Raw genomic sequence first — 22028 nt, 5'->3', positions numbered from 1 at the left:
TACAATTTAATTCGCTAAATCTCATCTCCACTAAGTTAATTAAAATTGTTGGGAATTTCTGTGTTCCGTTCTCTGTAAGAAACAACTGACGGAAGTCGTAAAGGTTTTTAAAAACTGAACAATTGTTTTACATAAATGGTTAAATAGGGCATGGCACAGATTGAAGATAAGCTGGGGAGAAGATTTGAAAAACTGAGGATTAGTTTACTAAATACCTGTAATTTTTCATGTGTATATTGTGTTAGTGATGATACGGGGGACATTCCTCTGGCATCCACTGATAAATTATCTTCTTCTGAACAACAACTTACACCGGATGAGTTTGCAAAACTTATCGAGGCAGTGCATCAGTTGACCGGGTTAAAAAGTGTACGATTAACAGGAGGAGAGCCTTTACTTTACCGAAACCTCTACTCTCTGGTTCAGAATATCCGGCAAATTGGGATTACCGATATCCGGTTGACTACAAACGCATATTACCTGAAAGAAAGAGCTACAAAACTCTTTGATGCGGGGGTAAAATCCGTGAATATTTCTGTGGATGCAATCGATAAAGATGTGTTTAACAAGATTGCCCGTCACCCGGATACTTCGAGGGTTTTTGGCGGCATCGAAGCAGCGGTTCAGGCGGGAATGAACGTGAAATTAAATTCGGTGATTGTGCGGGATAAAAACGAATCTCAGATTGTCCCGCTACTGGAATATGCTACAAAACTGGGAGTTAAAATACGGTTTCTGGAACTGATGAAAATGGGGCATTTGTACCATTCTGAAAACGGTCTTTTCTTTTCAGAAAAAGATATACTTTCAACAATTAAAGAAAAATATGATATCGAACCACTTCCCAGAAAACATGCTGAAACTGCCCACTACTGGAAAACATCCGGCGGAGGTATTTTTGGGATTATTGCCAATGAATCAACACCTTTTTGTCACGACTGCAACCGGTTACGTATGGATAGCAATGGAATTTTCTACGGTTGCCTGAGCAATGCGCATGGTGAAAAACTTGCACCCTATATCAACAATGATTTCCTTCTGACTGAAAAACTAAAAGGATTGTTGTTGTTAAAACAACCTGCAAAATTTCATGGGAGTGAACTGTCAATGAGAAACATAGGAGGATAAAATGGATAAAAGAACAATTAAAATTGTGTGTTTTGCCGGCCTGCGAAAGTATTTTGGAGCCGAAACCACAGTTGCAGTTGCGCCGGAAGCAACTTACTCAGATGTTGTTACTAAGTTGGCTACAGCAAATCCGGAAGCAAAAGAAGTTTTAAAAAGTTGCCGGATTGCGGTGAAAGAAGAATTTGTTCCGCTAAATGAGAAATTAAAATCCGTTGACACGTTGTTTTTAATTCCACCATCAAGTGGGGGATAAATGAAAAGATTATGAAACACTTGCAATACACAGATATAGATTACAGCAAACTTTTTGATGAGTTTCGCCATCCCAACAATGGAGCAGTTGTGCTGTTTAGCGGCGAAGTGCGTGATAACAACGAAGGCAGGGAAGTTACGCATCTGGAATATGAAGCCTATGAGCCCATGGCTAATAAAATGATTGCAGGGATTCTTGAAGAAGCCAAATCGCGTTTTAAGCTAAACCAGGCAGCATGTGTGCATCGGTTGGGGAAAGTTGAAATAAGTGGTTGTGCAGTAGTAGTGATAACCGGAGCCGGCCACCGGAAAGAAGCATACGATGCCAACAGATATATAATCGACCATGTAAAGAATGATGTTCCCATATGGAAACATGAATTTTTTGCTGATGGTACCAGTGAATGGGGACAAAATTGCGATTGCGTGACCGACGCTAATGAAACGGGCCACAAACATCATCATCATGAAGAAGCTCAATAACGACGATCTGCTGCGATTTCCCCGGCACTATTCGCTTTCGGAAATTGGAAAAAAAGGACAGGAAAAGTTGAAGAATGCGCGCGTTTTGGTTATCGGGGCGGGAGGTTTGGGAAGCCCGCTCTTGATATACCTTGCTGCAGCGGGAGTTGGTAACATAGGAATTGTAGACGACGATGTGGTGGATACTTCAAATCTTCAAAGACAAGTTTTATACACAACTGCAGAAGTGGGACAAAAGAAGGCGGAACTGGCTTCGCAAAAATTGACAGCATTGTATCCCGAAATCGACATTCAAACTTTTGATGTTAGGTTGGATGAGAAAAATGCAGAAAAACTATTTAAAGATTACGATGTAGTTGCAGATTGTTCCGACAATTACAAAACCCGGGCGCTTATCGGGCAGGTTTCTGCAAAACTGAACAAACCGCTGGCTTTTGCGTCGGTGCTAAATTACGAAGGTCAAATAACTGTTTTTAACTACAACGGCGGCCCGGTTTATTCTGATTTATTTCCAAATGTCCCCAAAGACGGAACCTATAAACCAAATGAAATTGGATTACTCGGTGTTTTACCCGGAATTGCCGGCACACTTCAAGCCAACGAAATCATCAAAATTATAACTGGTTACGGAGAAATAATTACAGGCAAACTACTGGTCTTCAATATTCAGGAAAACCGGTTTAATCTTTTTAAATTTTAATAACTCTCTGTTTTTAATTTAATTACCGCAGCATCGTCAAAATCTAAATCGCGACGATCTATGCTTCGAACGTGTTTTTTACAAATGGCTGATGATAGTATCGTTCGCCGGTTGCTTTGTATAAAGCATTAGCAAGCGCTCCCATAACCGGAGGATAAGGTGGCTCACCTAAACCTGTCGGGTCAATCTCATTTTTTACAAAATGTACTTCAATCTCTTTTGGCGATTCTGCATGTCTGATAAGCCGATATGAATCAAAATTTTCCTGTTCAGGCTGGCCCTCGTTAAAAGTCAAACCACTGTACATCGCATGTCCGATTCCATCAACAATACTTCCTTCGATCATGTTCACCGCAGCATCGGGATTTACAACAATACCGCAATCTGTTGAGGCATATACCTTTTGAATTACGGGTCTGCCGTCTTTCATTTCAATATCAACTACATTGGCCACATAAGAATTATGACAAAAATAGGCTGCCACGCCACGATTCTTATCGGAAGCGCCGCTTTCCCAACCTGATTTTTCACGTACTTGTTCCAGCACTCCAGCGTACCGGGCTGCGTCGTAATCATTTCGTTCTCCCACAGGATTTTCCTGAGCGCTTTTTAGCAGATCGAGACGAAACTGAATGGGATCTTTTCCGGCGGCTTCTGCCACTTCATCAAGAAATGATTGTTCTGCCACAGCATTAAAGTTAGAACCCGGCGCCCTGAATGCACCTGTACTTATGTTAGTATCAATTGACCAGCTTTCCGCCAAATAGTTGTCCACTGCGCCCGCCGGAAAACGGTTGGCATGTAAAGGACTACTGGGAATACCCCCCATCCGCACATGAAAACCGATAAGATTATTATCGGCATCCAAAGCTGCGCGATACAAGGCGTGATATGCGGGTCGGTAAACTCCATAGGTCATATCATCTTCACGTGAATAAACCAGCTTTACCGGAGCTTTTACTTTTTGTGAAATAACAGCAGCTTCAACCATAAAATGACCATAAAGACGTCTTCCAAAGCCTCCGCCCATTCGGGTCATTTGTACATCAATTTTCTCCAAAGGCAGACCTAGGCGTGCTGCCAATGTCTTTTCCATAAATTCCGGAGTTTGAATAGGCCCTGCCAATACAGCTTCATCTTCTTTTACATCAGCGAAGAAATTCATTGGCTCCATGGTATTGTGCGCCTGAAAAGGTGCAGTGTAAATTTGTTCAACTATTTTAGCTGCATTTTTAAAAGCGACTTCCGGATCTCCGTCTCTGCGTACTTCACTACCAGTTTTGGCTCCGGCTTCTGTCATTTTTTTTATGTGATCTGCCGTACTTTCTAATCCCGACGGAACATTCATTCTGTTAGAATCCGAAATGGGTTCCCACTCCACATTTAGCATTAATTTGGCGGTCATTACTTCCCATGTTGTGTTACCAACAACAGCTACCAGTTCGTTAAATGATGTTGTATCCGACCACTGAAGTTCGTAATCATCGTTATACGTTTTAACTACAAAAACATCTTTAATTCCAGGCATTGCTTTCGCATCGGTGGCATCAAAGGATTTCAATTTCATGCCAAAAGCAGGTGGATGTGCAACCATCGCAATGAGCATTCCCTCTTTTTTGTAATCGAGACCAAATAATGGCTGCCCGGTCACGATTTTAAAACCGTCGACATTTTTCCGGGACGTTCCGATAATGGAAAAATCATTTATTTCTTTTAACTCCACCTCTTCGGGAACAGGTAAGCCGGCTGCCGCTGATGCAACTTCACCATATCCAATTTTCTTATTACTATTTCTATGAACTAAAACACCTGCTCCTGTACTCACTTCTTCAATGGGAACATTCCATTTTTGCGCCGCTGCCTGACGCAACATTTCGCGGGCGGTGGCACCTGCCATTCGAAGGGCAGGCCAGCTTTGCCTGATGGATTGACTTCCTCCAGCCAGTTGCCGCGTAAAAATATCGGTATTCAGCGGAGCCTGTTCTACAATTACATTTTTCCAGTCCACATCCAGTTCCTCAGCTACAATCATTGGCATCGATGTTTTAACATTTTGACCAATTTCAGGATTGGGAGACATGATGGTGACCAAACCGTTTTCTCCTATTTTCAGAAATCCGTTGATTTCAAACCATTCATCCGGCATCGACAGTTCTTTAGGTGTGTTTGTGCTACACGAAGAAGCCAGCCAGCTAAAGCCAAGCAGCATACCACCACCAGCTAAAACAGAACTTCTAATAAAGGAACGCCTATCTAATTTTGTTTTTACTATTGTCATATTACAGTGATATTAGTTTTATTAACCTTGGTTCAACAAAATTATTCTCGCTACTATGAACTGGAGGCTGTTTTGATAGCTGCTTTAATGCGGGTATAGGTACCGCAGCGGCATAAATTTCCATGCATTGCTGTTTCAATATCTTCATCACTGGGATGAGGATTTGCAATCAACAAACCTGCAGCATTCATTATCTGGCCTGCCTGACAATAACCACACTGCGGAACATCATGTTCCAGCCATGCCTGTTGCAATGGGTGATCTCCATTTTCCGAAAGCCCTTCAATAGTGGTTATTTTTTTGTCACCAACTGAATCTACAAAAGTGATACATGAACGCACAGCCATACCATCTAAAAGAATAGTACATGCTCCGCACTGTGCAACACCACAGCCAAACTTTGTTCCAACCAGATTGAGATGATCTCTGAGTACCCATAGCATCGGCGTTGATGGGTCTACATCTACCTGCTGTTGTTTTCCGTTGATGTTAAGATTAAAAACTGCCATAAGTAAAAAAATAAAAGATTTTAACTTCTAAAATTTTCGAGATTTATGTATGTAACAGATGTTTATGAGTAAAGGTTCATTAGGATCACCTCTGATGTTCAGATTATTGATAAGGTAGTTTTTGTATTGAGGTCTATTCTGTTTTTGAAGAACTACACAATGCTTCTGCTCTCATTTTTGGTGTTGCTACGAGATAGTAAACAAAAAGTCCATGCTTTAACACACGGACTTTCAACCAGAATGCAGATTAAGTTATCTTTCTTTAAACAGATATTTTACTCAACTACTTTAATACATTTCATTTGGCTCTGATCTCGAATAAGTAATTTTCCGTTAGCAAGTGCCAGTGGAGCCCAGTTTTGAGTTCTACCGCCAAACCTTGAAGACATTGAGTCTCCTTCGGGGCCTTCTCCAAGCAATTCAGCTGATGCCAGTGGCTTAAATTCATTTGGATTAGGCTCAATTAAATACAATGTTTTTGAACCATCGGTAGCAAGCATCAAACCATCGGCAATAATTATACTTCCTTTGTTAAAGTCAGGGTCACGTTTGGTTTTCCACATAATTTCGCCATCCATATTCATACAACTTAGTCCGTCTCGTTTGTTATTGGTTCCGTATTCGCCATAAAAATATCCGTTGTACAAAATTGGTGTTTTGGTTTGGTCTCCAAATTCTTCGGTCCTGAACAATTCATTTGTAACATAACTTCCATCCGCTTTTTTCTCTACCTGAATCATCAAAGCTCCCAACTCATAACCACCAGTAATTAACAGCTTATTGTCGCCGGCGTCAATTGCACTTGGAACAGGTATGCGGCAAATCCAATTGCTGAACTCCCATAAAACTTTTCCTGAAAGCGGGTCAATTCCAACTACATTGCCAGGGTCCAGGGGTTGTCCCCCACGTCCTCCTCCTGAAGCAGTAACCATAACAACATGATCGTTGCCATCTATCTTTACCAAAATCGGGCTCACGTATCCTGTCAGACCAAGATTTGGTGTTTTCCATTTTACTTCGCCGGTATTTTTATTGTATGCAACCACACCGGCCTCAGGAGCCTGTGATGCAATAATAAGCAGGTCATCATAAAGGAGGGGACATTGTGAAATCGCCCATGTTGGAAAATTTCCGTTTCGTCCGAACTCACCTGGTCTGCCACCTGTATCATCAGAAGGAACATTGCCTGGATCTCCTCCAAAGTCGGTCCACACATTTACTCTCCATACAGGCTGATGCATGTTCACATCTATACAAAAGAGATCTCCGTAAGGTCCGCAGGAATAAACATTCTTATCATCAACAGCCGGAACGCTGCGTGAGCCCGGAAACATCACAGATCCCTCAGCATCATAACTATAACTCCACAGTTCATTTCCGTTTGTAATATCAAAACAACGCATAATATCTCCTACTTCATCGTCCCTGTCGAGCAAATATACTTTCTCGTCTTTAACAACGGGGCCTCCATAGCCTATACCTATATCAACGGTCCATAAAACTTCAGGCCCACTTTCAGGCCAAGTTTTTAAAATGCCGGTTTCCGGAGAAATGCTGTTCCGGTTTGGTCCCATAAACTGAGGCCAGTCCTGTGCAAATATGTTAGAACTAAAAAAAAGAATTAAAATGAGAAAGAATAGTTTTTTCATGGTTGTTGTTTTATTTGGTTACTTCAATAAAATCATTTTTTTCAAAAATCTACCTGAAATGTAATATTTTTTTACAGATATAAATTTTAGCATAAGAAAAACTTTCATCTTATAAATAAATATAAACCAACAAATTACATAAAACAAACCGTTTTCAAAAAAAACATACTTGCGAACAACAGGTAGTGATTTAAAATATTGGTTGACCTCTTGAGAAAAAGGGTAAGGCCAACACCTTACAGTCGCTACTATTGCTAATTTCCAATTAGTTCGGAAAGAAAACTAACGAAAATTAAAAACTAACTATCCATTTATTCAACCTTAGCTGACTAAATTATTACCTACAGGACTTTCATCCTTACAAAATTCAAACGAATGCCTATTGAAATCAAACAGCTAAAAAAAAACATAGTAGCTCCCCATTAAGTGTTTTTCGGGAGTGTAAAGATAAATTTGAAAATAATTGATTCTATTCGATTTCCCCTGATTCGACAATTTCTGTCAGTTTTTTCAAAAAACGCACCATGGGCGCTCCATCTGTTACATCATGATCAATTAAAACAGTAACATTCAAAATTTCTCTGATTTTGATTTCATCATTTATTACAACTGGCTTTTTTACAATGGCACCTAATCCAAACGAAATCGGATGAATGGATTTGTGAATAAACCAGCCATTTAGTTTCCCGATCATGCCCACAGAGCTTACTGCAACATTTCCCATTTTACGATAAGCTAATTTTGGATTTTGTAAAATATATTTCCAAATCGCCAGACGTAAAAACCGAGGTAAATGATAATACAAATACTCGTATTTTTTTAAAGACTTGTTTAATATAATATCGTCAGGAGAAAGCGGCTTATTTTTGGCTGCATTAATCTCTTTTGTTATCTCAAATGCTGTTTTCCGGTTCGTTTTTTCAATCACAACAGGTAGCGGTACTTTTTGTCCTTCTGTTTCTTTTTCAACCAATAATGAAATACGAACGTCATTAAATACCATCAGCTTTTTCCTTCCTGATAAAAATGAAGCTGCAGCCGGATGTTGCTCTAATGCTTTTGATATAGCTTTTAACATCCATGCATTTAGTGATATTCTTTCTCCTTGTTTTTTAAGTTCTTTTATTCTTCTGCGGATGTCGGTTACATCAAATTCTATTAAAGCGCTTACATGATGCTTTTTTAATCCGATAGAAAATACATCAAAAGTTGCTATTCTTGAGGATGGAATAGCGCGGACTTGAAACTGGCTCTTCATTTTAAATTAAAAATACTGTTTTTAATCTCGCTACCAAACACTTACAACCACACAAAATATAATAAACAAATATACTTACGTTCTCTAAGTCTTATTTCTGGTTCGTAAAATAATTCCTTAATATTCGTCCTTATTTATCTGATGCTTAAAACGGAGAAATAATCAGACAATTCCTTTTTCCAATAAAAACGGGCAACTCTTTTCTATAGCTATGAACCAACAAAGTTATGTTGTATACAGTCAATTAATCAGATTAAAATCTTTTAAATACGGTAAACAAACCTGCCTTTATATCCGTTTACTATTTTGAATAATTTGAATGATGCTTGAACAAAACCGAACTAAAATTAACTAAATTAATCTGCGAACAATTCATATCTTCTCTTAATACTTATTCTGTTAACTGAAAATTTGAAAATATGATCCTCAATATAAAAAATATACTCTCTGCTTTTCTTGTAGTTATTAACAGTATAGTTATCGGACAAGTACCATTTGAACATGTAATAATTGATGAAAATGGCCCCACTAATCCTTGGGGTAAAGCGGTCGGAGACCTCAACAAAGATGGTTATCCGGACCTTATAGCTGGAGGCCGATATGGAAATTTAGTCTGGTACCAGTACCCCCAATGGAAAAAAGAAATTATATCGGAGGATGAAATTAAAACGGATATTGAAGTTTCAGATTTAGATGGAGACAGTATTCCTGATGTTCTTGCAATTAATGCTCCTGGTTTATATTGGTATAAAGGCCCTGATTGGGAAAAGCATTTGGTTCATCCGCAACTTGTCGTTCATGATATTGTAATTGCCGATTTTAACAATGACTCAAAACCAGATATTGCAGCTCGTAACCAAAAAAGCATGGACGATAACGGTGATACTATTTATTTTTTCATACAAGGTGAAACGGCAGATGATTGGGATTACTTTTCAAAAAAATGCCCTTTAGGAGAAGGATTAGAAGTATTCGATTTGAATACAGATGGGTACCCTGATTTGCTGATTGGGGGATTTTGGTACGAAAACACCGGAAATATAGACAACTGGGTAAACCACACTTATACCTCCTCTTGGGACTATCCCCATAATTATGTGGCTGTTGGAGATATGAATAACGATGGTCTCAACGATATCATATTGGCTCCTTCTGAGCCTGGCGGTGGAAAATATAAAATAGCCTGGTACGAACATCCTGAGGATGTTTACAATGAAGGCTGGACAGAACATATAATCGTAGACGAAGTTGAGACTGTCTGTCATTTTTTGGGTGTAGCGGACTTTAACAACGATAAAAAAATAGATGTGGCAGCGGCTGAAATGCACCAAAGTGAAGACCCTGATGAGGTGTTTATTTTGATAAATCAGGACAATGGCTCAACATGGCAAAAACAGGTGCTGGCTACTACTGGCTCTCATAGTATGAAAATTGTTGATGTTGATATGGATGGCGATTATGACCTTTATGGGGCAAACTGGAGCAGTAACACAAAAATTGAGTTGTGGGAAAACAAGACTAATGACACGGTCTTAACGTATACAAATTCGCTTGATAAATGGCGACGGTATGAGATTGACAGCGACAAAGGCTGGACTACGCTATTTATAGACGGAAAAGATTTAAATGGAGACAGTTTGCCTGAAATAATAACCGGAGGACGCTGGTACGCAAACCCAGGAGTTTCAGAGGGAGAATGGGTTCGACACGATATAGGATCACCTTTGAACAATATGGCTCTTGTGTACGATTTTGACGATGATGGGGATTATGATATTTTGGGAACAGAAGGGGGAGTATCAATTTCAAATTCCAATTTTGTTTGGGCGCAAAATGATGGTAAAGGTAACTTTACAATTTTCGATAATATTGAGCCTGCTCAGGGTGATTTTTTGCAAGGGGCATCGGTAGTAAAAAAGGGAGAAGAATCGCCATATCTTGTCGCTTTGTCATGGCATAGCAGCGGACAAGGAGTACAAACACTTACTGTACCATCTAATCCTTCGGAAGAAATATGGACATGGGAAAAAATCTCTGAGTTCTCTCAGGATGAATGTCTCTCTTCCGGTGATATCGATTTGGATGGAGAACCGGATTTATTACTGGGAACAACTTGGTTAAAAAATAATTTGAATAGCTGGCAGTTGGATACAATACATTTCCTTGATGAAGAACCAGATAGAAATAAACTGGCCGATATCGATAACGACGGTTTCCCTGATGCAGTTATTGGATTTCAAGCTATAAGTACATTGGGAAAACTAGCATGGTATGAACAGCCTGGTTCAACTTCAGCGGAATGGAAAGAAAATATTATCGATTATATTGTTGGACCTATGAGTTTAGATGCAACTGACATGGATGAAGACGGAGATATTGATATTATTGTGGGAGAGCATAATCTCGCAGAACCTGACAGCGCAGGAATGTATATTTATGAAAACGTGACGGGCAATGGGAAGGCTTGGAAACGTCATCTTGTGTGTAAAGGAGACGAACACCACGACGGCGCCGTAACCGTTGATATAGATAACGACGGTGATCTGGATATTTTGTCAATTGGCTGGGGCCATAAAAAAGTACTTCTATACGAAAACCTTGAAAAAACAGCTACGCCAAATAATACAATAAATAAAAAGGAAGCCCCGACAAAACTAAAAGTATATCCCAATCCAGCTAGCGATAAGATTACAATCGATTTGAAAACACAAGGAAGTGGCACAATTAATATCGAAGTTTTTAATTCCAACGGAATTCTGGTTTATCAAAACGCAAAAAATATTGGTGGTCTCCTGTTTACAGCATCAATTTCTACTCAAAGATGGAATACAGGAATGTATTTTATTAAAATTCAAACCCCAAAAGAGTTACTCACTTCCAAATGTTTAATTTTAAATAAAAGTAATCGCTAGCTCTTTCAAATTTTACTGAGTTACGGCTTCTTTCACTTTTACCAATTCTCCTTCCAACGAAAAATCGGACGCAGAAACGACTTTGACATCAGCAAACTGTCCGATCAAATCTTTATTGTTAGATGCAAAGCGTACTATCAGTTTCCCTTCAGTAAGCGAGGAAAGATATCCTTCTTTTCGGTCGGCGCCGCGAACCAGAACACGCAGAGTTTTATCAACTAAACTCTTGTTATACGGCACATTGTATTTACGTAACTCTTCGGTGAGAACATGCAACCGCCTTTTTTTTTCATCCTGCGACACATCATCATCCCACCGGTGACTGGTAGCTCCCGGACGCGGAGAATACATAGCTGTGTATGACATATTAAATTTAAACTCTTCCATAGCACGACGCGTATTTTCAAACTGCTCTTCTGTTTCACCTGTGAATCCCACAATGATATCAGTAAACAGTGTTGCTTCAGGAATAAGCCGCCTGATGGAATGTACGATATCCCGATACTTTCCCATATTGTGTTTGCGGTTCATCCGAATCAATACTTTGTCGTCTCCACTTTGCATGGGAAGGTGAATCTGTTTGGCCAGTACCGGATACTGCGCAATCACCTCAATTACTTCATCCGTCATATCACGTGGGTGAGGAGATGTAAAATAGACCCAGAATTCTTTTTTCAACCGTTTGCCCATTTCGCCAATCTGACGAAGCAACTCAGGAAAAGTAACCTCCTCTCCTTTTTTATCAAGACCATAAGAATTTACATTTTGCCCCAGCAGGGTAATTGACTTAAAACCTTGTGCCACCAGTAATGCGAGCTCTGCCAGAATATCTTTCGACGGCCGCGAAACTTCCCGGCCACGGGTGTATGGCACCGCACAAAACGAACAAAATTTGTCGCATCCGTTCTGAATAGGAATAAAAGCCTCGTAATTCGACTGATAGGAAGGTTTTACATTCCAAAAACGTTCAATATTTTCATTGTGTGGATCAATACCGATTTTTAACTGTGCCGGTGTAGTTACACCATAACGACTGATCATTTCAGGCAATTTTGGCAAATCTTTCATTTGAAAAGTAATGTCAAAAAGTTTTAGAAATTTCTCATGGTCGTTGGGAAGAATACATCCTGAAATAAAGGTAACCAGGTTTTTATGATCTTTCCACTTGTTCCATTTATGAATACGGGAGTACACCTTATCTATAGCTTTTTGCCGCACCGAACACGCTAAAATCCCAATCAACCCTGCCTCTTCTTCATTATCGGTCCACTCATATCCGGCTTCATCCAAAACCGAAATTACCCTTTCGCTGTCCGACAAATTCATCTGACACCCCAATGTAATAACGTGATATTTCACTTATTTCTTTTTTCTTTAAACATTTTTACTCTACAAATTCTACCTAAGACAGAACAAATTCAGGCATTTCCAGCCTCGTGTAACTCGCATAAACATCCACTCAATTCCACGATTATTTTTTTTTGGTTGCCCGTTTCATTTTTAAAAGTTGGAAAACAGATGACTTCTTTTTAGCACTTTCTTTTATTTAATTTTAATTGTCATTTTTCTAATTTTTGCCTTAGAGGAAAACCAAAAGGCTTCTAAAAATAAACCTCTGAATAAATATTTGATACCGGCACTCCTTTTGCCGTCAGAATATCAAACATTTCTGTAATCATTTCACTGTTTCCGCATAAAAAACAATTGGTATCCGGATTTAGTTTTTGTAAAGTCACATAATCTGTTACCCGTCCCTCAAAATCACCTGATGAATCACCGGAAGTACACAATGTAATTCTGTCTTTAGCAAAATCATCGTGTTCATAAGCCTCGTGACCATAACGCACCCCATGAATCAAATGATAGTTGAGTTTGGGAAACGTTCGAATAAAACTATGAAAAGGACTGATTCCGGTTCCTGTAGCCACAAATAAAAACAGATCTCCAGTAAACTTGTCAGGATGAAAATTAAAAAAACCAAAAGGTCCATCAAGTTTTAATTTATCGCCGGGATGTAACAACTTTAGCCGTTTTGACGTGTCTCCATCTTTCACTTCGCGAATCAAAACTTCAATGTACGGATCATTCTCACCGCTGTATACCGAATACTCACGCTGCTGAGCAAGCTTTTCCGGGCTCAACATAACAAACTGTCCGGTTTGAAATTTGAAACCGTTTCGTTTTATCCTGACAACATACGTTGAATCGGTTAAATACCTGATAATCTCAACCTTAAACTCTCTCAATTATTAAAATTTAATCTAAATTAAAATTTCTGCAAAAGTATAAAATATATTTTCCCGGGCAAAAAAACAACCTAAGGATTGAGATCGCCAATTTTTATAAATGAATTTGGTTAACTTTATTGACAAAATAATTTTTAAGATATGAACCGACTAATTTTTCTATTTCTTTCAATTCTCTTTTTAAATTTTTCAGGCTTTTCACAGGAAATATCGTTATCGGTTTTAAATAACAACAAAGGACAAGATAGCCAGTGGATCTTATACAAAAACAATGATGAAGCATTGTATAAAATCATTACTAACAAAGCTTTGGGCATGCTGGAAAAAAGACAAGAAAGAATTCAGCAGTTGCAGACAAAAGATGACTGGTTAAGCTACCAGAAAAAAACACGCCAGGTATTTGGTGCTTCTTTGAAAAAATTTCGGAAAACACCTTTAAATGCGAAAATTACAGGCACAATTGAAAAAGACAATTTTACGGTTGAAAAAGTCATTTTCGAATCGCATCCTGAATTTTATGTTACCGGGTGTATGTTTCTGCCCAAAAACCGCCAAAATCCTGCGCCGGCAGTTATTTATGTTTCCGGGCATACCGAATTGGGATTCCGAAGTGAAACCTATCAGCGTGTAATTCTAAATCTGGTCCAAAAAGGATTTATTGTTTTTGCTATTGATCCGATTGGCCAGGGTGAACGGTTACAATATTTAAACCAGGAAACCGGAAAATCAAAAATTGGAGGTTCAACCACAGAGCATTCTTATGCAGGAGCACAAACACTGCTTACAGGCACCTCACTCTCGGATTACTTTATATGGGACGGTGTCAGGGCAATCGATTATCTTGAAACCCGGGCAGAAGTGGATGCCAACAGAATAGGGATAACAGGGCGTTCAGGAGGCGGAACACAATCGGCACTTATTGCGGCTTTTGATAAACGTATTTATGCAGCGGCGCCGGAATGTTACATTACCAACTTTACAAGGTTGCTTCAGTCGATTGGCCCGCAGGATGCAGAGCAAAATCCATATCATTTTATAAAAAACGGTTTAGATCATCCGGATTTAATTCATATGCGAGCCCCAAAACCAACGTTAATTGTAACTACCACTCACGATTTTTTTAGTCAGCAGGGCGCGCGGGAAACTTTTGCCGAAACTCAAAAATCATATACAGCTGTTGGGGAAGCCAACAATATCCGTTTTACAGAAGACTTTGGTGGTCACGAATCGACCAAAAAGAATAGAGAAACTGTTTACGCTTTCTTTCAGGAACATTTAAAAAATCCGGGAAACAATACTGATAATGATGTTAAAACATTTAAAGTAGAAGAGCTTTGGGTAACTCCAACGGGGCAGCTGGGCTCATCGTTAAAAGGGAAAACTGTGTACGATCTTAATCAGGAATATTTTTCAGAAAAAGAACTTAGTCAGGCAGAATTAAAACAAAAAGTTAAAGAAATATCAGGAATAGAATTTTCGAGGAAACATACATCTGCAGTGTTTACAGGGGAGATTGATACCGAGAACTATAAAATTCAGAAGTATTTTCTTGAAAATGACCATAAAGACTTTGTCTTACCATTTTTTAAAATTAAAGGCAATAATACCGATTCAAACAAATTATTAGTTTGGATAAATTCCGACGGAAAAGAAAAAATAATGAACTCTACTCTTTTAACAAAGTTTCTCGATTTGGGATATACTATTGTTTCTGCGGATCTTCCCGGAACAGGCGAATTAAAAGATTCGGGATTCAGAGGTGACGGTTTTGTTCAAAATATTCCTTTTAACTATACCTTTGTAGCCAATCTCGTTGGGATCAGTGTAACAGGTATTCAGGCAGAAGCTATTGACCTGATTACTCAATACCTGGTATCTGATTATCCGGGAACTACTTTTGACGTATTTGCTGATGGATCTATATCTGAGGCTGTTTTACACTATTCAGTTTTAAAAAATCCGTTTGATAAAATAATTTTAAACAAATCAATACAATCATACCGGGATTTAATTCAAACAAAATATTACAATCCGAAGCAGGCTTTTTCTGTCGCTCCAGGTTGTTCAACATATTATGATATTGATAAATTAGTATCGGTATTATCACCGGGGATAAAACGAACAAACATTTTAAATGCTGAAGGAGAAATAATTACAAACCAAAAAACTGATTCGCAAATTATTTCCCTGTTCCAGCTTTAAACACCAACTTGTACTGTTTGAGACATTACTGTGATGCATGTCTATCTGTAAACCGCTTCTTCCGTTTGGTAACCTTCTGATATTACTGTTAGTTTCAGATTCTCTTTGTTTACAATCATTGCCTCATGAAATACAGTAGGGACCAGCATTTCGCCATTACTAATGGTCTGAAATGTTCGTTCGCATTCCTCAGAACGGCCCAGTTTTGTTGCCAATTCTGCTGCCGTTGCAGCAAGCTTTTCATAGGGCTTGTAAATTGTACAGGTTTGATGTCCGGCTACAATCTCCTGCAAATTTTTTAAATCTGCATCCATTCCTGCTACCAATACCTGTTCTTCTTTTCCGGCTTCCGTCAAAGCTTTTATTGACCCCAGCGCGATCGCATCGTTACCGGCAATTATTGCATCCACTTTATCAGTTTCCGATAACAAATTTTTTGTTTGTTCATAACCTTCTTCCTCTTCCCATGCATTTGTGAATTCATTATAAACAATTTTAATATCCCCCTTCTCTACCAACGGTTGCAATACATTCATTTGACCGAGATACAAAAACTGGCTATTATTGTCGCTTCTCGCTCCACCAATTAAAGCATAATTTCCTGTTGGCCTGATCTTGGTCAAATAATCAGCTTGAAGTGCCCCGATCTCAACGTTGTCGGTTGAAACATAAAAATCGAGTTTACAGTTCTTTATCAAACGGTCGTAAGAGATAACCTTTACATCTTTTGTGTGGGCTTCGTTAACAATATCAGCCGCAGCAAATTGGTCAACCGGTACAATGACCAATACATCAACACCGTTGGCGAGCAGTTCTTTTGCCTGTTCCAGTTGTTTCCCGGCATCATTTTCGGCAATCCGAACTTCTACAGTTCCTCCGAGTTCCTGAACCTTTTCAACAAAAAAGTCCCGATCGTTTTCCCATCTTTCCTTGTCCAATGCATGAATCAAAAAACCTACTTTTACTTCATCATTTTGTTTTTTCTCACATCCATTCAGAACAAAAACGACAAGAAAAATGATTGTAATAAGTCGTAACGGATGTTTCATATCTTTTGGAATAATTAATGTTTATATTCAAGTTACGAAATATCCGCAAGAAGAGTTTAACAATAAATTTCTTTAATCTATTGTTTTATAACACAATAAATATTGAAACCTTTTTAAACAGGTGTTCAGAATTTTTGAACTTCTTCGTACAATCTTTGAATCGGAAGCCCCATAACATTATAAAAAGAACCTTCAATATGTGTTATTCCAACGGCTCCAATCCATTCTTGAATACCATAAGCACCTGCTTTGTCGAATGGTTTGAATTTTGAAATGTAGTATTCAATTTCTTTATCAGAAAGTACTTTAAACTGAACATTAGAAGTTGAATAGAAACTTGTCTGCTTCTTTTCCGAAGTCAGACAGACCCCGGAAATTACCTGATGCTCATTTCCGCTTAAACCGGCCAACATTTGTTTGGCATCTTCATAATCAGAAGGCTTCCCCAACACTTTTTTATTAAAACAAACGATAGTATCGGCTGTGATCAGCAAGTCTTTTTCTTTTAGTTCGGCTAAAAAAGGTGTTGCTTTCAATTTTGCCAGATAAACCGGAATTTCTTCCATCGTGAGATCATCAGGAAATTTCTCTTCAACTTCTTTAAGTTGTACTTTGAAATCAATCCCCAACGAATTTAAAAGCTGCTGTCTTCTGGGTGATTTAGAAGCAAGTATATAATTGTATTTTGGAAACCACTCCATATTAAAAAGCTCTCGACTTTAACATTTCATTCGTAAACCATTTGTTCTGAGCACGCATCACCTGTTCAATAACGTCGCGGACACATCCTTCTCCACCGGTTTTATCTGATATGTATTTTGAAATTTCTTTGATATCTGCAACAGCGTCTTTCGGACAGGTGGGTATACCAACCGCTTTCATTACATTAAAATCGACCAAATCGTCTCCCATATATAGAATATTCTTCGACTCAACCTTGTTCTTTTCCATAAAATCTTCCAAACATTTTACTTTGTCGCGAACACTTTGGTAATAAAATTTTACTCCCAATTGTTTATATCTTAATCGTACCCTGTTTGAATATCCGCCTGTAATAATTGCAATCGGAAATCCTGTTTTTACTGCATTTCGTATAGCAAAACCATCTTTAACATTTGCTGTCCGCATCAAAATTCCTGTTCTTCCGATCGACAAAACATCTTTTGACAAAACACCATCCACGTCAAAAACAAAGGCTTTTACATTTTTGAGTTCTTCTTTAAAAAACGACATTATTTCAAATTTTGGTGATGCTCAAAAATACTTTTTGAGATTGAATTGTACAATTCCGCGTAGTTTTTTAAATCTTTAATTTCATTCAAGTGGTCAGAAATAATATTTTCATCGAAACGAACAGCCGGCCCGGTTTGAGCTTTTTCCGGTTCTATTTCCTGAACCTTTAAAGCAGTCTCCAAAATGAGCGGTTTTAAAACTTCAAACGAAATATCCCTCCCATTTAAAATGTCGCCAGCAACAGTGTAAAAATGATTCACAAAATTGCATGCAAAAACAGCAGCAATATGCAAGTACTTTCTTTTTGCTGATTCCAGGGCAGTAACTGAATCTGATATTTTCTCAGCTATTTGAATAAGTTTATTTTGAATCTCCTCGGAATTAGCTTCAACAAAAACCGGAATTTTATAAAAGTCAACGTCTCGTTGTTTAGAAAAAGTTTGCAGCGGATAAAAAACACCTGTCTTATCAGAATACGCAGAAAGAACAGAAATAGGAAGACTGCCGGAACAGTGAACAACAAGTTTATTTTCCAAATTTATTTTTGATAAAACTTCGTCAAATACAGCATCTTTTAACGCAACAAAATAGACATCGGCATTTGTCGTAATTTTAGCGGGCGAAGTTGTATAATCAGAATTTAAAACGTCAGCAAGTGCTTTTGCCGATTTGTTGGTTTTGCTGTATACCTGAATAATATTAAATCCTTTTTCTTTCAGGCTTTTCGACAAGTGTGTAGCTAAATTTCCAGCTCCAAGAAAACAAAAATTAAGGCTCATTTCTTTTGAATTAAAATTCAAAAATAACGAGCCTTTCCCAATGTTCCAATTTTAATTAAGCAAGTGCTTCAGTGAGTCTGGTGTTAACAATATCCCAATTAACTACGTTCCAAAAATTATCAACGTAGTCAGCTCTTTTATTCTGATAATTCAGATAATATGCATGTTCCCAAACATCAATTCCCAAAAGTGGCGAACCTTTTGTTTCTGCCACATCCATTAAAGGATTGTCCTGATTAGGCGTTGCTGTTACTTTCAACTTCCCGTCTTCACCATAAATTAACCATGCCCAGCCACTACCAAACTGAGTTTTGGCAGCTGTTCCAAACTGTTCCTTAAACGACTCAACCGATCCAAAATCTTTTTCGATTGCTTCTTTCAACCCGACTGGAAGTTCACCCTGTGAAGGAGTCATATTTTCCCAAAAAAGTGCATGATTATAGAAGCCACCTCCATTGTTTCTCACTCCTGCCGGATGTTTACTTATTTCTCCAAATATTTGTTCCATCGGAGTATTGAGCATTTCTGTTCCTTCTGCCGCGCTCATAAACTTATTAAAATACCCCTGGTGGTGTTTAGTGTAGTGAAGTTCCATGGTTTGCGCATCAATATAGGGTTCAAGGGCATTAAAATCATAACCCAGTTCCGGAAATTTATGTCCTTCAAAAACTTTTGATTCTGATGCGCAAGATGACAACGTTCCTATCACGGGAGCTGCAATTGCCGCTGTTCCAACAACTGTTATAAACTTTCTTCTTTCCATTTGTTTAATTCTTAATTTTAAAAAAATAAACAAAAGGAAGATAAAAAGGTTTGATATTTTTTTATTACTTCTATTTATCTCAGTTAGATTAATCCGATTACAGCCTTTTTTCTGTTTTGTGAAATTGTTTCATTTAAAATACTGTCGTTTTTATTCACTGCATCTCTTTCTCTTTTATTATGAAACAGGTGATATTGTATGGCTTTAAACTTCAACCTTAATTTTGTTTTGGAACAGTTTAGCATTCTTATTGTAATATCTGAATCTTCCCTCCCCCACCCTGTAAATTGTTCATCAAAACCATTTACTTCCTGCAAATCGCTTTTCCAAAATGACATATTACACCCTCTTACATTGTAAATCCCTGAGTTGTTTTTTGAAAAAACCCCGGAAAGAAAACAGCTCCGAATTCCGTTCAATTTATTCTTAGCCGGATAATTCAGTCCTCTAAATATCCAATCTTCTGCAACTAGCCTTCTTTTTGTTTCATCTTCAGAAAGCAAAACGCGACTGCCTGTTATAAAACGACCTTCTTTTCGTTCTTTAATATGGTCTTTTACAAAATCACGGTGAAGAATTACGTCTCCGTCTACAAAAATCAGATAATCACAATCTGTATTCCGAATTGCTTTATTTCTTATTCGGGCTAGTCTGAATCCCTGGTCTTCCTGCCAGATATGTTTTACCGGAATTTTTTCAGATTTGGAGAAGCAGTCGATTATTTGTTTCGTTGAATCGCCTGAACCATCATCAGCAATTATTATTTCATTGGGCGAAATACTTTGCTCTGATACACTTTTCAAACACAAATTTAATGCCTGCGGCCAATTATATGTTGAAATAATTAGGGCTGTTTTTGCCATGGCAACTCAAAATAACTTATCTCTCCACAGATAAATATACAATAGAAAAACACGAAAAAAGAACTCCCCATATGCGATTCCAGATTTGAGTCAGCAAAATTGGCAAAAAACATAAATACCAAAAACAACAGAAATAAATGATCTTTATAACGTTTCGTTTTGAACACAGGATAAAGTATAAAAAACAGCACAACACCAAATCCTATAACTCCGAACTTAACCGTGTAGTTTAAATACTGATTGTGTGAAGATGCATAGTATTCTTTGTTTAGATGAGGATTATTTCTGGCATAAGCCTTTTTAAATTCCTCTTTCCAATTTCCGGTACCCACCCCAAACCAGAGATGCTTCCTTATAATCGAAATCGCTGCTTTTGCATATTCAATGCGCTGCGAGAATGATTTTTGATTGGCATTTCCGGTTTTTGTATAGGTATAATATTCCCAAATCGTCTGATAAATTCTTGGATAAAGCGAAAACTTATTTCCGACATAAACCACATTTGCTATTCCATTTTCAATATTTAGAATATCTTCCCTTGTAAGCGCTTTAACTCCTGCTGCATCTTTTCTCAGGCCTTTTGAAGTCAAATAACGAATTAAAGTAGAATAAACAGGATATCCGTTTGCCCCCAACGAATCGTATTTAATTTCTGCCACTTTGTTCCAAGACTCCTTCATTTCCTCCTGACAAACATATAAATACACATATCTGCCATTTTCAACCATCGGGCTATTAAAATCATGGCTGTACAAATTTCCCTGAATTGTTTTTTTGTCGATAGTAGTTATATCTACTTTCTCAAAATCATAAAATTTTTGTATGGTTTTTAAAATGTAAACAAAGGGAGCAGCTACTACTACAATTGCAAGAATAAAAAAGAAAATTTTGCTCTTCCCCGGTAACTTTACCCCCAAAAGTATTAAATAAAATATAATACTCCCTGCAAACGCTATCAAACCGGTTAATGACTGTTGAAACAAAAGAAAGAAAACAAAATAACATGCACCTGCGATAAGAAACAGGAAGAAAGAAAATGTAATTTTCCTGAAATTCTTCTGGATAAGTAAAACAACAAACCAAAATGCAAGAATTAACTGAAAACTAAATCGAATATGCGACACTAAACTTGCTTTGTGAACGCTAAAAACTTCTGATGTATTAAATATTTTCCATTTAAGTATTGCTATTACAGTTGAAACTATAATTGAAACTAAAAATGAATAGAAAATAAAACGTTTCTGCTGATCATTAATTTTCTTACCCATTATAAACGCAAAGGGTATTACAAGAAAAAAAAGACTTTTTTGTAAATCGTACAGGGAGGCTGAAAATTTATTGGAAACAACAGAACTCAGTATATAAATTCCATAAATAGCAGGCAAACTAAAAAGGACTTTATTCTGTTTTATGCGTATTAATTTATTTTTCCAATTGTCTTCGATTAATGCAGTCGCAAGTATTCCCCCAGCACATATAGAAACTAGTGCTTGTGAAAGAGGTAATACAACAATAAATATCAGTAGTGATACAAAAAACCAATTGTCATCGATTAATTTGCTCACATGTTTTCTCATAGAATGATTTTTCTTTAGAGTGAAACGTATTTACAAAAAAGTTATTGTAACAACACAATAAAGCCCGTGCTCAAGTAAGAACACGGGCTTCAATAAATTTGGCAGCGACCTACTCTCCCACTTTTACGCAGTACCATCGGCGCTGGC

19 protein-coding genes are annotated in these 22028 nt (G+C 37.8%); 6 read left to right on the top strand and 13 right to left on the bottom strand.

Annotation, left to right across the window (positions count from 1 at the left end; translation table 11 throughout):
* Window positions 1-150: 150 nt before the first annotated feature.
* Genes K5G00_RS15595 through K5G00_RS15580 form a run of 4 tightly spaced genes read left to right on the top strand, consistent with a single transcriptional unit; the run spans window position 151 to window position 2563 of the window.
* Window positions 151-1128: a GTP 3',8-cyclase MoaA gene (locus K5G00_RS15595; protein WP_238767112.1), complete on the top strand. Its 978-nt coding sequence runs from the start codon at window positions 151-153 to the stop codon at window positions 1126-1128.
* 1 nt (window position 1129) lies between these two features.
* Complete coding sequence (locus K5G00_RS15590; RefSeq protein WP_238767111.1) at window positions 1130-1381, top strand: MoaD/ThiS family protein; 252 nt, start codon at window positions 1130-1132, stop codon at window positions 1379-1381.
* 11 nt (window positions 1382-1392) lie between these two features.
* Window positions 1393-1863, top strand: coding sequence for a molybdenum cofactor biosynthesis protein MoaE (locus K5G00_RS15585; RefSeq protein WP_238767110.1), 471 nt, complete (start codon window positions 1393-1395; stop codon window positions 1861-1863).
* Window positions 1847-2563, top strand: coding sequence for a HesA/MoeB/ThiF family protein (locus tag K5G00_RS15580; protein ID WP_238767109.1), 717 nt, complete (start codon window positions 1847-1849; stop codon window positions 2561-2563). Before K5G00_RS15585 ends, K5G00_RS15580 begins: the two co-directional genes overlap by 17 nt.
* Before the next feature lie 58 nt (window positions 2564-2621).
* Here the strand turns inward: K5G00_RS15580 and K5G00_RS15575 are convergent, their stop codons facing one another.
* The 4 genes from K5G00_RS15575 to K5G00_RS15560 all read right to left on the bottom strand — a co-directional run bounded on the left by K5G00_RS15575 (window position 2622) and on the right by K5G00_RS15560 (window position 8257).
* Window positions 2622-4841, bottom strand: coding sequence for a xanthine dehydrogenase family protein molybdopterin-binding subunit (locus K5G00_RS15575; RefSeq protein ID WP_238767108.1), 2220 nt, complete (start codon window positions 4839-4841; stop codon window positions 2622-2624).
* Between the two features lie 53 nt (window positions 4842-4894).
* Window positions 4895-5350 carry a (2Fe-2S)-binding protein gene (locus K5G00_RS15570; RefSeq protein WP_262921376.1) on the bottom strand — a complete coding sequence of 152 codons (456 nt, stop codon included), beginning with the start codon at window positions 5348-5350 and terminating at the stop codon, window positions 4895-4897.
* 275 nt (window positions 5351-5625) lie between these two features.
* On the bottom strand, window positions 5626-6999 hold the full coding sequence (locus tag K5G00_RS15565) for an outer membrane protein assembly factor BamB family protein (protein WP_238767106.1): 1374 nt from the start codon (window positions 6997-6999) through the stop codon (window positions 5626-5628).
* A 469-nt stretch (window positions 7000-7468) separates the two neighbouring features.
* Window positions 7469-8257 carry a 2-oxo acid dehydrogenase subunit E2 gene (locus tag K5G00_RS15560; RefSeq protein ID WP_238767105.1) on the bottom strand — a complete coding sequence of 263 codons (789 nt, stop codon included), beginning with the start codon at window positions 8255-8257 and terminating at the stop codon, window positions 7469-7471.
* A gap of 419 nt (window positions 8258-8676) precedes the next feature.
* Here K5G00_RS15560 and K5G00_RS15555 point away from each other — a divergent pair, with 419 nt between their 5' ends.
* A complete protein-coding gene (locus tag K5G00_RS15555; RefSeq protein WP_238767104.1) occupies window positions 8677-11169 on the top strand; it encodes a T9SS type A sorting domain-containing protein in 2493 nt (830 codons plus the stop codon).
* Window positions 11170-11181: 12 nt separating this feature from the next.
* Here the strand turns inward: K5G00_RS15555 and miaB are convergent, their stop codons facing one another.
* The gene (miaB, locus tag K5G00_RS15550; RefSeq protein ID WP_238767103.1) at window positions 11182-12528 is read right to left on the bottom strand and encodes a tRNA (N6-isopentenyl adenosine(37)-C2)-methylthiotransferase MiaB; all 1347 of its coding nucleotides are present in this window, start codon (window positions 12526-12528) and stop codon (window positions 11182-11184) included.
* A gap of 242 nt (window positions 12529-12770) precedes the next feature.
* The gene (locus K5G00_RS15545; protein WP_238767102.1) at window positions 12771-13415 is read right to left on the bottom strand and encodes an FAD-binding oxidoreductase; all 645 of its coding nucleotides are present in this window, start codon (window positions 13413-13415) and stop codon (window positions 12771-12773) included.
* Between the two features lie 141 nt (window positions 13416-13556).
* On the opposite strand from K5G00_RS15545, the gene K5G00_RS15540 reads away from it, so the two are divergent.
* Entirely contained in the window at window positions 13557-15617 is a 2061-nt protein-coding gene (locus tag K5G00_RS15540) for an alpha/beta hydrolase family protein (protein WP_238767101.1), read from the top strand.
* Between the two features lie 41 nt (window positions 15618-15658).
* Here K5G00_RS15540 and K5G00_RS15535 read toward each other — a convergent pair whose 3' ends face one another.
* The 7 genes from K5G00_RS15535 to K5G00_RS15505 form a co-directional block, all read right to left on the bottom strand.
* Window positions 15659-16666 carry a sugar ABC transporter substrate-binding protein gene (locus K5G00_RS15535; protein WP_238767100.1) on the bottom strand — a complete coding sequence of 336 codons (1008 nt, stop codon included), beginning with the start codon at window positions 16664-16666 and terminating at the stop codon, window positions 15659-15661.
* A 125-nt stretch (window positions 16667-16791) separates the two neighbouring features.
* Window positions 16792-17367, bottom strand: a complete 576-nt coding sequence (locus K5G00_RS15530) for a Maf family nucleotide pyrophosphatase (RefSeq protein ID WP_238767099.1) — start codon at window positions 17365-17367, stop codon at window positions 16792-16794.
* A gap of 1 nt (window position 17368) precedes the next feature.
* A complete protein-coding gene (locus tag K5G00_RS15525) occupies window positions 17369-17899 on the bottom strand; it encodes a KdsC family phosphatase (protein ID WP_238767098.1) in 531 nt (176 codons plus the stop codon).
* On the bottom strand, window positions 17899-18678 hold the full coding sequence (locus K5G00_RS15520; protein ID WP_238767097.1) for a Rossmann-like and DUF2520 domain-containing protein: 780 nt from the start codon (window positions 18676-18678) through the stop codon (window positions 17899-17901). Before K5G00_RS15520 ends, K5G00_RS15525 begins: the two co-directional genes overlap by 1 nt.
* A 55-nt stretch (window positions 18679-18733) precedes the next feature.
* The gene (locus K5G00_RS15515; protein ID WP_238767096.1) at window positions 18734-19441 is read right to left on the bottom strand and encodes a superoxide dismutase; all 708 of its coding nucleotides are present in this window, start codon (window positions 19439-19441) and stop codon (window positions 18734-18736) included.
* Between the two features lie 83 nt (window positions 19442-19524).
* Window positions 19525-20304 carry a glycosyltransferase family 2 protein gene (locus tag K5G00_RS15510; RefSeq protein ID WP_238767095.1) on the bottom strand — a complete coding sequence of 260 codons (780 nt, stop codon included), beginning with the start codon at window positions 20302-20304 and terminating at the stop codon, window positions 19525-19527.
* On the bottom strand, window positions 20286-21881 hold the full coding sequence (locus K5G00_RS15505) for an O-antigen ligase family protein (protein ID WP_238767094.1): 1596 nt from the start codon (window positions 21879-21881) through the stop codon (window positions 20286-20288). The genes K5G00_RS15510 and K5G00_RS15505 overlap by 19 nt, the downstream gene beginning before the upstream one ends.
* Window positions 21882-22028 lie beyond the last annotated feature (147 nt).

The sequence above is a fragment of the Maribellus maritimus genome (assembly GCF_022267315.1).
GTDB lineage: Bacteria > Bacteroidota > Bacteroidia > Bacteroidales > Prolixibacteraceae > Draconibacterium > Draconibacterium maritimum.
Note: the sequence above shows the minus strand (reverse complement) of the source record. Positions and strands in the feature narration are given on the sequence as shown.

Excerpts from the sequence above, each read along its gene's own strand:
- K5G00_RS15595 (WP_238767112.1), top strand. The coding sequence starts at position 151 with ATGGCACAGATTGAAGATAAGCTGGGGAGAAGATTTGAAAAACTGAGG.
- K5G00_RS15590 (WP_238767111.1), top strand. The coding sequence starts at position 1,130 with ATGGATAAAAGAACAATTAAAATTGTGTGTTTTGCCGGCCTGCGAAAG.
- K5G00_RS15585 (WP_238767110.1), top strand. The coding sequence starts at position 1,393 with ATGAAACACTTGCAATACACAGATATAGATTACAGCAAACTTTTTGAT.
- K5G00_RS15580 (WP_238767109.1), top strand. The coding sequence starts at position 1,847 with ATGAAGAAGCTCAATAACGACGATCTGCTGCGATTTCCCCGGCACTAT.
- K5G00_RS15575 (WP_238767108.1), bottom strand. The coding sequence starts at position 4,841 with ATGACAATAGTAAAAACAAAATTAGATAGGCGTTCCTTTATTAGAAGT.
- K5G00_RS15570 (WP_262921376.1), bottom strand. The coding sequence starts at position 5,350 with ATGGCAGTTTTTAATCTTAACATCAACGGAAAACAACAGCAGGTAGAT.
- K5G00_RS15565 (WP_238767106.1), bottom strand. The coding sequence starts at position 6,999 with ATGAAAAAACTATTCTTTCTCATTTTAATTCTTTTTTTTAGTTCTAAC.
- K5G00_RS15560 (WP_238767105.1), bottom strand. The coding sequence starts at position 8,257 with ATGAAGAGCCAGTTTCAAGTCCGCGCTATTCCATCCTCAAGAATAGCA.
- K5G00_RS15555 (WP_238767104.1), top strand. The coding sequence starts at position 8,677 with ATGATCCTCAATATAAAAAATATACTCTCTGCTTTTCTTGTAGTTATT.
- K5G00_RS15540 (WP_238767101.1), top strand. The coding sequence starts at position 13,557 with ATGAACCGACTAATTTTTCTATTTCTTTCAATTCTCTTTTTAAATTTT.
- K5G00_RS15535 (WP_238767100.1), bottom strand. The coding sequence starts at position 16,666 with ATGAAACATCCGTTACGACTTATTACAATCATTTTTCTTGTCGTTTTT.
- K5G00_RS15530 (WP_238767099.1), bottom strand. The coding sequence starts at position 17,367 with ATGGAGTGGTTTCCAAAATACAATTATATACTTGCTTCTAAATCACCC.
- K5G00_RS15525 (WP_238767098.1), bottom strand. The coding sequence starts at position 17,899 with ATGTCGTTTTTTAAAGAAGAACTCAAAAATGTAAAAGCCTTTGTTTTT.
- K5G00_RS15520 (WP_238767097.1), bottom strand. The coding sequence starts at position 18,678 with ATGAGCCTTAATTTTTGTTTTCTTGGAGCTGGAAATTTAGCTACACAC.
- K5G00_RS15515 (WP_238767096.1), bottom strand. The coding sequence starts at position 19,441 with ATGGAAAGAAGAAAGTTTATAACAGTTGTTGGAACAGCGGCAATTGCA.
- K5G00_RS15510 (WP_238767095.1), bottom strand. The coding sequence starts at position 20,304 with ATGGCAAAAACAGCCCTAATTATTTCAACATATAATTGGCCGCAGGCA.
- K5G00_RS15505 (WP_238767094.1), bottom strand. The coding sequence starts at position 21,881 with ATGAGAAAACATGTGAGCAAATTAATCGATGACAATTGGTTTTTTGTA.